General features: G+C 58.1%; 11 protein-coding genes. 3 read left to right on the top strand and 8 right to left on the bottom strand.

The window, feature by feature from the left end:
• Position 1: 1 nt before the first annotated feature.
• The 7 genes from glgC to ETAA8_RS09925 form a co-directional block, all read right to left on the bottom strand.
• On the bottom strand, positions 2 to 1,252 hold the full coding sequence (glgC, locus tag ETAA8_RS09955; protein ID WP_145087874.1) for a glucose-1-phosphate adenylyltransferase: 1,251 nt from the start codon (positions 1,250 to 1,252) through the stop codon (positions 2 to 4).
• A gap of 334 nt (positions 1,253 to 1,586) precedes the next feature.
• Positions 1,587 to 3,554, bottom strand: a complete 1,968-nt coding sequence (gene asnB, locus ETAA8_RS09950) for an asparagine synthase (glutamine-hydrolyzing) (RefSeq protein WP_145087873.1) — start codon at positions 3,552 to 3,554, stop codon at positions 1,587 to 1,589.
• Between the two features lie 15 nt (positions 3,555 to 3,569).
• Positions 3,570 to 4,484 (bottom strand): DUF1963 domain-containing protein, encoded by a 915-nt coding sequence (locus ETAA8_RS09945; protein WP_145087872.1) that lies wholly within the window; start codon positions 4,482 to 4,484, stop codon positions 3,570 to 3,572.
• A 3-nt stretch (positions 4,485 to 4,487) separates the two neighbouring features.
• Complete coding sequence (locus tag ETAA8_RS09940; protein WP_145087871.1) at positions 4,488 to 5,345, bottom strand: fumarylacetoacetate hydrolase family protein; 858 nt, start codon at positions 5,343 to 5,345, stop codon at positions 4,488 to 4,490.
• 74 nt (positions 5,346 to 5,419) lie between these two features.
• Complete coding sequence (locus ETAA8_RS09935; RefSeq protein ID WP_145087870.1) at positions 5,420 to 6,490, bottom strand: dipeptidase; 1,071 nt, start codon at positions 6,488 to 6,490, stop codon at positions 5,420 to 5,422.
• 111 nt (positions 6,491 to 6,601) lie between these two features.
• Positions 6,602 to 7,393 (bottom strand): DUF4261 domain-containing protein, encoded by a 792-nt coding sequence (locus ETAA8_RS09930; protein ID WP_145087869.1) that lies wholly within the window; start codon positions 7,391 to 7,393, stop codon positions 6,602 to 6,604.
• A gap of 177 nt (positions 7,394 to 7,570) precedes the next feature.
• Complete coding sequence (locus ETAA8_RS09925; RefSeq protein WP_145087868.1) at positions 7,571 to 8,551, bottom strand: hypothetical protein; 981 nt, start codon at positions 8,549 to 8,551, stop codon at positions 7,571 to 7,573.
• 188 nt (positions 8,552 to 8,739) lie between these two features.
• Here ETAA8_RS09925 and infA point away from each other — a divergent pair, with 188 nt between their 5' ends.
• The 3 genes from infA (at position 8,740) to ETAA8_RS09910 (ending at position 11,374) form a co-directional block, all read left to right on the top strand.
• The gene (gene infA, locus ETAA8_RS09920; protein ID WP_145087867.1) at positions 8,740 to 8,961 is read left to right on the top strand and encodes a translation initiation factor IF-1; all 222 of its coding nucleotides are present in this window, start codon (positions 8,740 to 8,742) and stop codon (positions 8,959 to 8,961) included.
• A 388-nt stretch (positions 8,962 to 9,349) separates the two neighbouring features.
• Positions 9,350 to 11,008: a hypothetical protein gene (locus ETAA8_RS09915; RefSeq protein ID WP_145087866.1), complete on the top strand. Its 1,659-nt coding sequence runs from the start codon at positions 9,350 to 9,352 to the stop codon at positions 11,006 to 11,008.
• A 153-nt stretch (positions 11,009 to 11,161) separates the two neighbouring features.
• Complete coding sequence (locus tag ETAA8_RS09910) at positions 11,162 to 11,374, top strand: hypothetical protein (RefSeq protein ID WP_145087865.1); 213 nt, start codon at positions 11,162 to 11,164, stop codon at positions 11,372 to 11,374.
• A 6-nt stretch (positions 11,375 to 11,380) separates the two neighbouring features.
• On the opposite strand, the gene ETAA8_RS09905 is transcribed toward ETAA8_RS09910, so the two are convergent.
• Complete coding sequence (locus tag ETAA8_RS09905) at positions 11,381 to 12,142, bottom strand: M90 family metallopeptidase (RefSeq protein WP_145087864.1); 762 nt, start codon at positions 12,140 to 12,142, stop codon at positions 11,381 to 11,383.
• Positions 12,143 to 12,174: the final 32 nt, after the last annotated feature.

Genomic DNA, 12,174 nt, shown 5'->3' with positions numbered 1-12,174 from the left:
GTTAGCCTCGCCCTTGCTGCAGCATGTGTTCGAGGCCGTCGTCTTTGGCGATGACGACGATGCCGTTGTCGCTGATGGTGAAACCGCGGCGGCGATCAAGTTCCAGGTCGTAACCGATTTCGACACCGGCCGGAACCTTCACGCCCTTATCGATGATGCAGCGTTTCACGCGTGAATGCCGGCCGATATCGACCCCTTCGAAGAGGATCGAATCGGCGACGTGCGAGTAACTATTCACGCGGCAAAGAGGACCGACAATCGAGCGCTCGACAAGCCCGCCCGAGATGATCGTCCCTTGGCAAACCACGCTGTCAATCGCGCGGCCGCAGCGATCCTGCTCGCCGCGACTGCCAAAGACGAACTTCGGCGGCGGAATGTTGGCCTGAAAAGTTCGGATCGGCCAGGTATCGTCGTACAGATTGAGGAGCGGATCGACCGAGATCAGATCCATGTTGGCTTCGTAGTAAGCATCGAGCGTGCCGACATCGCGCCAGTAAGCATCACTCTTGCGGTTTTCGTCACGGAACGGAAATGCTACGACTTTATGCGTGTCGATAATTGCCGGAATGATGTCGCGGCCGAAGTCGTGCCGGCTGCCGGTTTTGGTCGCATCGCGGCACAATTGTTCGAATAAGAACCGGGCTGTGAAGACATAAATGCCCATCGAGCCCAGGCAGTGAGCATCGTCGCCAGGGATCGTGCGCGGATTCGCGGGTTTCTCTTGAAAGCCAATAATCCGGTTTTCGGTATCGACCTGCACAATCCCGAACTGGGTTCCTTCCTGCGGCGTGACGCGGAGCACACCCACCGTCAGGTCGGCTTTGGTTTCCTGATGGTACTGCACCATCGATTCGTAATTCATCTTGTAGATGTGGTCGCCCGCGAGGATCACCACATATTCGGGGCGCTCTTTTTCAAGCACATAGATGTTTTGATAAACGGCGTCAGCAGTCCCTTGATACCACTGTTCATCAATCCGCTGTTGGGGCGGCACCACGTCGATGAACTCGCCCATCTCGCGATTGAAATAGTGACGCCAACCGAGATTGATGTGCCGATCGAGACTCATCGCCTTGTACTGCGTGAGCAGCAGGATCTTGCGAAAACTACTGTTGATACAGTTCGAAAGAGTGAAGTCGATGATGCGGTAGAGGCCACCAAAGGGGACCGCCGGCTTGGCACGATCGCGCGTAAGTGGTTCCAGTCGCGTGCCTTTGCCACCCGCGAGGATGACAGCCAGGATATTCTTCATGATGCTGATCCTTCGTGAAACGACCGGCTGAGGTTGCAGATAGGTGCAAACCCGATGCCGCTCGCCGATTCTGCCCGTTGGTCGACGTAAGTGAACGTTTCGGGGCCGCTCCCCGCGAACAGACTTGCGCTGGCAAAGCTTGCCGAAGCAAGCTGGCAGAAATGAGCGAGCGGTGAAATGCTCGGCCATCAAACAGGCGAATCGATTCGCAGTCGCGCCCATCCTCCATCTGGGGAGAGAAGGAGTTCGACTACTCGTTGGTCGATTCTAGTCAGATTTGCAGTTCACCCCAAGAGGCAGTCCGCGGACGTTTCCGCTCGTGGCAAACTCAGGACTACAAACTGGGCGCCTCAGTGACGGAGGTTGTCGGCGCAGGCAAGTTGGGAATCTGCGGTCCGCCCCACTCGCGCAGCCATAGCTCGAGCATCAATAGTGACCAGATCCGGGCGCTATGATCGAAGCGTCGCTGCTCGTGGTCTTCGATCAGTTCTGAGATCGCCTCGCGGCGGAACCATTGCGTCGTACACTGTCCATCGAGCAACGTCTCTCGCACCAGTGGGCGGAGTTCGTTCCGGAACCAATGATCGAGCGGCACACCAAAACCCATCTTGGGCCGTTGCCAGACTTCGTTTGGCAACAACTCGCCAAACGCCCGCTTGAGCAGCCATTTGCCGCGGCGATTGCGATGTTTGAACTTCACCGGTAAACCTGCGGCGAATTCAACGAGTCGGTGATCGAGAAACGGAGCGCGAATTTCCAGGCCATGGGCCATTGAGGCAATATCGACCTTCGTCATCAGGTCACATGGCAGATACGTCACCAGGTCGGTGAGTGACGCGGCGGAAATCGGGTCGCGACCTTTGGTCCGCTTCCAGGCCGCAAGCAGAAAACCCGCGGGATCGGAATTGGGCAATTGCGCCAAGAAATCTTCGTTATACAACTCGCCCCGGCGCGCTTCGTTGAAGATGGAAATCCAGTCGAGATACCGCCGCTCGGGTGTCAGTGACAAACTACTCGCAAAGCGCTTGAACTGCCGGACGCGAGACTTCTGCCGCCCCGACGATGGGAGCGATTGCCAAAGGTTCGCCGCGAACAGGCTGCGGATCATTGGCACCCGGTCGAACCAGCCCCCCAGTGCCGCGGCTCGATAGCGAGGATAGCCGGCGAACAATTCGTCGCCACCATCGCCGCTCAGCGCGACCGTGACATGCTCGCGAGTAAGTTGCGAGACATACCAGGTGGGAACCGCGCTGCTATCGCCGAAAGGTTCATCGTAGTGATAGGCCAGTTGCGGCAACACCCTCACCGCATCGGGATCGACGCGCAACGTTTGATGATCGGTTCCTAGATGCTTCGCGACGCGCTCGGCATACGGCGATTCGTCGTACTCTTTGATCGGAAAACCAATCGTGAACGTTTTGACGCGCTCGCCAGCCTGCTGCTGCATCAGGGCGACGATCAAAGAGGAGTCGATTCCGCCTGACAGAAACGCGCCGAGCGGCACATCACTGCGCAAGCGAGTTTTCACAGCGGAATTGAGCAGCTCGCGCACGCGTTCCACGGCTTCTATTTCGGCGCAGGGATGTTCGGCCGTAAAATCGGGCTGCCAGTAGGGCCGCACCTGCAGCTCGTCGTCCTGCCAAACCGCGAAATGACCGGGAGGCAGTTTCTTGTAACCGCGAAAGATCGTGTTTGGGTGCGGGACATATTGATAGGTCAGGTATTCATCGATGGCCGAGAAATCGATGTCGCGAGGCGCGCCTGGAACTTGCAACAGGCTTTTGAGCTCGCTGGCGAACAGCAGCCTGCCTGCTTCGTGCCGATAAACGAGTGGCTTTTTGCCGAGGCGATCGCGACCGAGGACGAGGCGCCGGCGGTTGCTGTCCCATATGGCAATCGAAAACATGCCGGCGAGATGGGCGAAGCACTCGGGCCCTTCGTCTTCATACAAGTGGACGATGGTTTCGGTGTCGCTATCGGTCCGGAACTTGTGCCCCGAGCCTTCCAGCCTGCGGCGCAAGTCGACAAAGTTGTAAATCTCGCCATTGAAGACGACCCAGACGGTTTCGTCTTCATTGGCCAAAGGCTGATGGCCGCCAGCGAGGTCGATGATTGACAGGCGGCGATGCCCCAACGCGATCCCAGGCTGGGCATCGTAGGGCGGGCGCACGCGATAACCGTTTTGATACAGCCCTTGATCGTCCGGCCCACGGTGCTTCAACGCACTCGTCATCCGCTCGAGCACGGGCAACTCAATCGCCCGCTCCGGCTTCGTCCAAATGGCTCCCGCAATGCCGCACATATTGTATTTGTTCGCCTAACTCGATTCAGCGCTGAAGTAGGTGCGTGAAAAGTCCTGCCGCTTTAAATCCTCCGTGTTGATGAATGCCTGCAAACTGCCAAAGTCACCGAAACAGGACTTTACTTTACGGCTCGATCCGATCGTCCAGAGGAGTTTCCATTGACGCGCTCCAGCGTCAATCGACTTATGGTTGCGCCGTTGGTATTGGGAATCATAAAGCCGATCAAGTTTGCCCTGCGAATGCAGAAAGGCTGCCATGCAAGGATCCCCACCATGGGTGAACGCTGAACCCAGTAATTGCCCCGCTTCATCATATCGACCGTTGCCTCTTGCCGCCTCTCGGACAAGGGCGACCAATCGATCTTCGGCAGTGCCAAGTCCGTTTTCTGCGACCGACTTCTCTACAAACTGGAACAGAGGTGAGAAGTAAGAAGGAACATCAATCCCGAATCCAAGTCGCAGCTTATGTGCTTTCAATCCGAGATAATCAGGCCGGGAGAATTGTTCGTGACTAGGCGGCTTCGCTTTCTTGAGTTGAACAGATTTTGCGTCAACAAAAACAATCTTGGCATCGACGTCGGCGGCTCCAGTATCATCCTCGACGAAAAAGTAGAGCAGACCTTTTTTAGGAAGTGGATTTCTGAATAGCTTGGGCACCTCGGCCAGATTCACTTGCATCAGGAATGTGAGGAACCCTCGCTCTGACCTGGGCCAAGGCATGGATACTGGCAGGTCTGGCACACCACCGTAGCGAGAACTACCAAGGACTGAGTAATCCTCGCGGCCGTTGAGTATTAACAGCACATACTCTTCTGCAGCAGACAAGATTGCGTATTCAACGGCCGCTAAGGCATGCTTACGAATGAGCGATTTGAGGAGTTTTCTCGACTGCGGCGAGAGTCGAGAAAGTGGTGCCGATTTGCTTGGCATCTCCTATCCCCGCACAATCGGATTCTTCAGCGTGCCGATGCCGTCGATGGTGATTTCGACTACGTCGCCAGCGTGCAGCGTGAAGCTGTTATCTGGGACGATGCCGGTGCCGGTGAGGAGGAAGCAGCCGGTGGGAAAGCTTTGGTCGCGACCGAGCCAGCCGATGAGATTTTCGAAGGAGCGGGCCATTTGGGCGACGGAAGTGTGTCCTTCGAAGACTTTCGCACCGCCGCGATGAATGGCGAGCGCGATGCCGATTTCCGCGGCCGGCGGCATGTCGCGATGCAAGGTGATCCAGGGACCAAGGCCGCAGCATTGGTTGTAGACCTTGGCTTGCGGCAGATAGAGCGGGTTGTCTCCTTCGATATCGCGGCTGCTCATATCGTTGCCGATGGTGAAGCCCACAAGCTCCAGCCTGCTGTTCAGCACCAGGGCCAGTTCGGGCTCGGGGACGTTCCAATCGGAGTCGACGCGAATGCGGAGCGGCTTGTTCGGACCCGAGCATCGGCTGGGCGATGCCTTGAAGAAAATCTCCGGCCGGGGCGACGCATAGACCCGGTCGTAGCACGACGCTGCGGTCGCTGATTCTTCCATGCGAGCAGTGCGGCTGCGCTTGTAGGTCACGCCGGCGGCCCAGACTTCCTGCTGATCGATGGGCGGGAGCAGTTCCACACTCGCCAGCGGCACAGCGTCGCTCGTGTGCGTCATGAACTCGGCGGTTGCGTAAGGATCTTCGGCATCCAGCAGTTCAGCCAGCGAATGGATCGGACCATCCGTCGTATGGAGCGGCAGGATCTGATCTCCTTCCACGCGACCGACGCCAGGCTTGCCCGATGGAAGAACGTATTTGGCCAACTTCATGAGAGAGTTCCGGTGTCACTACTCCCTCTCCGCGGAGTACCGAGGCGAGGGAACAAAGCGAGATTGAGAAAAAGTTACTTCGGCAAGCTGTCGCCCAGTTTGCGCACCCAATTACCGTGCATGATACCGGCGACATCTGCATCGCTGTAGCCTCGCTTTTTCAAAATGACGCCAACTTGCTGCAGGTCGGCAATCGAATCGAGATCGAGGGCCGTCTGTTCCAGCCCGTAACCGCCGTCGAGGTCGGAGCCAATCGCGCAGTGCCGCGCGGTGCCGGCCAATTGGCAAATATGATCGATATGCAGGGCAATGGTTTCGATTTTGCAGCCTGTCTCTTGCGGCGTGGTTTTGCCGCGAGTCCAGTTCGGCACCATCATCCACGCATCGAAGGCAGCGCCGATCACCGCATCGCGGCGAATCAGTTCTTTCAATTGCTCGTCGCTGAATTGGCGTTGATGCGGCACCAGTGCGCGGCAGTTTTGATGGCTGGCCCAGACCGGACCATCGTAGATTTTCATCGCATCCCAAAACGCTTCGTCGGTCAGGTGCGTCGCATCGAGAATGATGCCGAGCCGCTGCATTTCTTTGACGAGCTCAAAGCCGGCTGCCGTCAGGCCACCTTCCGCGCCGGTACCGGGACTGTAACGACCGGGACCATAGTGGGCCGGGCCAATCGCCCGCAGGCCACTCTCATACGCTGTTTCGAGATAGCTGAGGTCGACGATCGAATCGGCTCCTTCCAGCGACAGGACGTAGCCAATCGGCGCATCAGCGGGCGGATTATTTTGCCACAGCGCCACGTGCTGGGCGAGTCCCGCGCGATCGACAATCTGTTTCATCTGCCCGGCCCGTTCCATCGCCCGGTAATAGGCAAGCTGGCCCTGCGTTTGTGCCCAGGCAATTTCCGGAGCATGCCAGCCCGGCAGGTTATTCCCTTCGGCGACATAGCGGGCAATTTGCGTGGCGATGCAGAGGCCAATCTTCCCCTTTCGCATTTCGGGAAACGTGCAGACCCCCACGCCACGATCGACTTTATCGGTTTTTCCTTTTTCGCGCCGGCGCACATCAGCCAGCGGCAAGGTGAGGTCGCGATTCCATTCGAGCGCGTTCATCGACAGATCGAGATGACCATCGACCAGAAACATGGCAGGCACTTTCAAATTGGGCGGGAGTGATGGAGCGGAGATGAGTATCTTAACTCGGACTCACCGCGCGGAGCGAGTGGCGGGAAGCGACGAATGCCGTTCGCGACGGGATTAACCGAACCAGCCTTTTTTCTTCGCCGGCCTGGTGGGTTCGTAGAGGAGTTTCATCACTTGCTCTGGATTGCCGAAAGCGGAAGGAGAATAGACGACTCGGATGCGTTCATTTTCGTCTTCGCCGATGGTATCACCGTCCTTGATCACCGGCCCGTTCTCCAACAGATAATTCGCCAGCCCGAAGAAACGTTCGCGCAATTCTCCCGGAGGCTCAGGAGTGTTTTCCGCTTCGAGCTCCATCAGGCCGAAGTCGGTCAGGCCGCGTGTGAAGCCGCTCGTTTTGCCCGGCGCCACTTGTCCTTCGCGGAAGTCCGCCCAGATATACCAGGGAGGCCCGGCACTCATCACGCTGGTGGCGAAATCCTGAAACACGCCCGAAGGAACCAGGTGCCCGCTCGAGCCCCACATCACACCGGGAGCCTCTGCGCAGGAGGCGAGAATGGCTGTGCAGAAACGAGTGAGTTGCGTTGCGCCATGGACGGGCGACGGATCTTGCGTGACGACGGTCGCAATCAAGTGCCCCACGCAGGGCTTCAGTTCCTCGGCCGCTTTCGGCCACATCCATGCTCCGCTGCACATCGGTTCGACTTGATTCCACGGCACCGGGGCCCGCACGATTTGCGCGATGTAAGCATCATCGCCCACGTCGAGTGTGATCTGATCGTTGGCCTTCTTGTTGACGACTGGCTCCGGCAATTCTGGCCAGCGCTCGACCAGCGCGGCCTTGATTGCCGAGGGAGACAACTTGGCCTGCGCACGATAGGGAACAAACGGAACGGCGATGCCCATCACCGGGACTCCAGCGGAGGAAAGTTCTGTTGGGAGCAATGTGACGAAATCGTGCGCGGGTTGCAAGAAAAAAGGTGCAGATGTAGGTCACATCCGCCGGATGTGACCTTGAAGTTCAGCGCGAGCCATGCCTATGAAACAAGGTCGCATCGAGCCGATGCGACCTACTGCTGGAACCTACTCAATGAGCGCGGCGTGGTTGTAAACGCTGGTGATCGTGATTTCGAGGGGAACTGAGAACGTAGTGCGCAGTTGGTCGGCCAGCTCTTGAGCGACAGTCGCATCGGGGCACGCGACGAACAGCGTGGGGCCCCAGGAGCTTTGTCCGAGGCCAACATGCCCCAGCGCGCGAATTTGCACGGCGAGGGCGGTGACGACGGGACCGTTGTAGGGTCCGCCTTGCACACTGGTATAGAACTGACCGGCCAGTTCGCAGTAGCGACCCAAACTGGCGGCGAAGTTATCGAACTGCCCAAGAGCAGCAGCGGGAACGAGAGACTCGCGAGCTTCGGTAATCAATTGCTCGGAGAGGGGGGCCAGGTTGCGATTGGCCTGGTCCATGGCCTGCTGTTCACACGCGCCGGTCAGTCCACTCCCCTGCAAGGGACGCACTAACACGAAGCGCCAGGTCTCCGGCAGCGCCAGGCGGCAATCGAGGGGCGAAAGAAATTCCCCGGGCAATTTGCCGCGATCGACAATCATTCCCCCCAGCGAAAACCCATACGCACCCACAGCCGAGCGCAGACCGCGACCCACACTGCGGGCCAGTTCATCGGGCTGAGGAACGGGCAGGCCGCGAAAGGCGGTTAGTCCGGCGGAAATCGCCAGCCCCAGTTGTGTCCCGGTGCCAAGCCCCACGTGATCCGGTGGCGCAGCTAGCACTTCCAGGGACAGATCATCGAGCGACTGCGCGTAGAATTCCGCCCAGCGGCGAGCAAAACTAGCCGCGCGTTCGGCCAATTGTCCGCAAGCGGCAAAGGCGGTTGCGGACTGAACTCGGAGTTGAATTCCGGGCTGCGAGATCATTACTCCCACACCGCCATAACTGCGCGATGGAGTTTCACTCGACGGGTGCGCAACTCCCTCGCACGAGGCAGCTAAGGCGAACAACCCGAAGTGCAAACGACTGGGCGCGGTAACCAGAACCTGGCGCGGCATGGACGCTCTTCATCAACTTGGCTGCGGAAATTCACGCGCGAGCGGGGCCAAAGTGGCTGGACGCAAGTCGTAACAGGCGTAATACTAACAGATTCTGACTCGGACATTTGCGGAGCGACTAATTGCCCCACCCGAGCAGGCTGTGATTGCCCGCAGCTGTGACTTTTACGGGGCAAGGAGTGTTGTGCATGGCGGAGAAAGAAGAAGCCCTGGTCGTTGCCGGTACGGTGACGCAGGCGCTGGCGAATACGCGGTTTCGCGTGCAGCTAGAAACTGGTGGCGAAGTTCTGGCCCACGTGGCAGGTCGGATGCGTAAAAACTTCATCCGTATCGTTCCTGGCGATAAGGTGAACGTCGAGTTGTCTCCTTACGATCTGGAAAAAGGTCGCATCGTTTACCGCGAACGATAGACGTTCGTTAGTTGATTTCCGCTGCCGCTGTGCGGCGGACCATTTTCCTGGCCCTTGCGTTTGCAGCCTTCGTTTGTCGATCTTGCCATCGACCTTTCTTTGCGCGCGAAGGCGAATCTATTTGCACCGGTCGCTGCGTCCGGCAGAGCAACTCGCATTACGCCAGGCCAAACTTCTTACTGATGGCCGATTCCGGCGATTCGCTCTGGGCTCGTGATAGCTCATCTTATTTTTTTCCTCCCCCCGTGTTAAAACTCGGAACGAAGAGGGCGAGTATTAACTTTCGTCCTTAGTGTTTCGGGGTGACGCGCGCGGAGCTGAGATTGTTTCGGTCGCGTACGAGTCCCCTGGTTCTGGGGCCCAAAAGGCACCCTGGGAGATATCTCTCGTGAAATTGTTCGCTCCATCTTGGTCGTCCTACAGCGCAGCTGCGGTTGCCCTGTTCGTGTTGCCTCTGGCCGCTGTTTCGGCGCAAGAGGTCAAACCGGTAGCCGTGGTATCGGTCGCCACTATCGAAGAAAACCTGGCCGACATCATCTATCTAACCCGGATTGCCGGGCAGGCCGATGTGGGTAAAACCGCCGCCTTGGTTGGCAATGCCTTTACCAACGGATTCGACAAGAAGCGTCCCTCCGGCGCGTACGTCATCTCGCAAGGTTCTGACTTTCCGGTGGTGATGTTCGTCCCTGTGAAGAATCTGGAAACGATTCTGGAGACGTTCAAAGAACAATTGGGCGAACCCAAGGATGCCGGCGACGGTGTGCTGGAAGTGGGAACTGACCAGACCGCCTTTATCAAAGAACAAAATGGCTGGGCCTTCATCGCCCAGCAGCGAGAGCACCTGACCGGGCTTCCCGCCGATCCAGCCGCGCTCCTCGGGAATCTGCCCAAGGACTACAACATCGCAGGCCGCTTGCTGGCCAACAACATTCCCGATGAGTTGAAGAAGTGGGCTGTCGACGAAATGAAAGTCACGTTCGAACGGATGTTCGAACGGGGCGCGGGCGATGCCACTCCCGAGCAACGGGCAGCCATGGAACGGGCCGGCCGCAATGGCGTGACCCAGATCGCGCGATACATCGAAGAAGTCGAAGAAATCACGATCGGCCTGACGGTCGATGCCGTCACCAAGAAGTCGCACTTCGATTTCTCGCTAGTGGCCAAGGAAGGGACTCCACTGGCTCGTCAGTTTGCCATGAATGCCGGACTGAAGTCCAAGTTCACCGGCTTTCTGATTCCCAATGCAGCCGTCACCGCCAACTTCGGCGGCAAGCTGGGCCCAGAAGAAATCGAACAGAATGTGACCATGATCAACACGGCCAAAGAGCAGTTGATGAAGCAGGTCGACAACGATCCGCAAGTCGAAGCCGACAAACGCGACCCTCTGAAGCAGGCCTATAGCGATTTGATCGATGTGGCCGTCAAGACTGTGCAAAGCGGCACGCTCGATGGTGGCGCGGCTCTGGTGCTTGAGCCAGCCAACATCAGCTTTGTGGCCGGTGGTAAGGTCGCCGATGGCTTGGCCCTGGAAGCCGCCTTCAAGAAGCTGGTGGAAGTAAAGAAGAGCGATCCGGAATTTCCGAAGGCCACGCTCGACGTCGCAACGCATGCCGGTGTGAAGTTCCACACCCTGTCGGTGCCGATTCCAGAAGGTGAAGCCGAAATGCGTGACTTCTTCGGCCCAAGCGCCGATGTGGTGCTCGGCACGAGTGGCGAAAGCGCCTATGTCGCTTTCGGCAAGAACAGCCAGGCTCTGATTAAGAAGGTCATGGATCAGTCGGCCTCTGCTGGCGAGAAAGAGGCTCTGCCTCTGCAGTTGAATATCGCCCTGCTGCCGATCTTGAAGTTCGCTCAATCGGTCGACGACAACCCCATGTTGCCGGCAGCTATCTCGACGCTTGAGAAGAGTGGCAACGACAAGATTTCTCTCACCAGTACCGCAACCCCACGCAGTTCGCAGGTTCGCTTTGAACTGGGTGAAGGTGTGGTGCAAACCATCGGCGCGCTCGTGAAGAGCCTGGCCGATAACTTTGCCGGCGCGCTGTAGTGCGCGGCGAAGAATATCGTCAACTTACGCACGGCTCGGGAGATTTCCCGGGCCGTTTTCTTTGCGCGATCGATAAATTCATTATTGACATTTGTACACTACTGCCTAGACTTGCAAGTGTTCGCTTGTTCACCATGTGCAAGGAGTCGGGCAATGGTCGTTTTGGCACAAGAAGAAGGTGGTCTCCGCCGGGCAAATTACCTCGAACTGGAAACCAGTCAGCAGCCGCAGTCGATTGCCGCGTTGTTGCCGCAGGTATTAGCCCGGTACGCCCTGATCGATGCTGAAGTGCGGCTGCCGCAACCGAAACGAGAACCAACCGCACCGCGAGGTAAAAGCACTTCGCAAAAGTTGCTACTCAGCTGAGGAGCGTTACTGCTCAAACCAGGCGCGGGGATCGACTCGATAGAGCTCGGCAAACGTGGTGAATAGTTCGGGGTGGTGTTCGGCCAAGCCAGCGGGTTCTTCGAAGAAGGCCTCGGTTACGACGGCAAAGAACTCTGCCGGGCTTTCGGCCGCATAGGGATCGAGCCAGGTCTGGCGATTGTGCATCAGTTGTTGCACCAGGCGCTGAAACTCGACCTTCACTCCGGGCCAGCGCTTTTGTAGCGATTCAGTCGTCAGAGGCGGCTCGCCACCCATCTGTCCATCGAGACTATCGAGGTGGTGGGCCATTTCATGGAAGACGACGTTGCTCCCATCCTGCGGATCCTCAGCCCCTTCGAACACAGCTGGCCACGAAAGGCGCACGTTGCCACCTTGCCAGGAATCGCCGAGCCGCACGCCCACATGTGGCCCACCATCGCCCCGCCGCGGACGAGCCGCAATGTACTCTGGATAAAGCTGAATCGCCGGGAGCCTTTCGTAGAGATACCCTTCGTCACCAGCCAGCAGTACCACCGCCTGCGCAGCGACGACGATCTTCATTTCTTCCGTCACTGCCAGGCCATCGCCCCCGCCCCAAATGCGCTCGGCCACGACGATTCGCGCTTTGCCGATCAAACGCGTGCGCAGGTCGGCCGGCAACAGTCCATACAACGGCACCTGATGCTCAAGTGTCTCTTCCCACAGCGCGGGCACGGGTGACTGGAGCAGTTTTTGGCGGCGGGCTCTGCGGCCCCAGGGAAAGAACATGGTGTTTGGAGTGGCAAGTTGAAGTGGTGCAA

The sequence above is a fragment of the Anatilimnocola aggregata genome, from assembly GCF_007747655.1.
In the GTDB taxonomy this organism is placed as follows: Bacteria; Planctomycetota; Planctomycetia; order Pirellulales; family Pirellulaceae; genus Anatilimnocola; species Anatilimnocola aggregata.
This window is presented reverse-complemented; position numbering and strand designations above follow the sequence as displayed.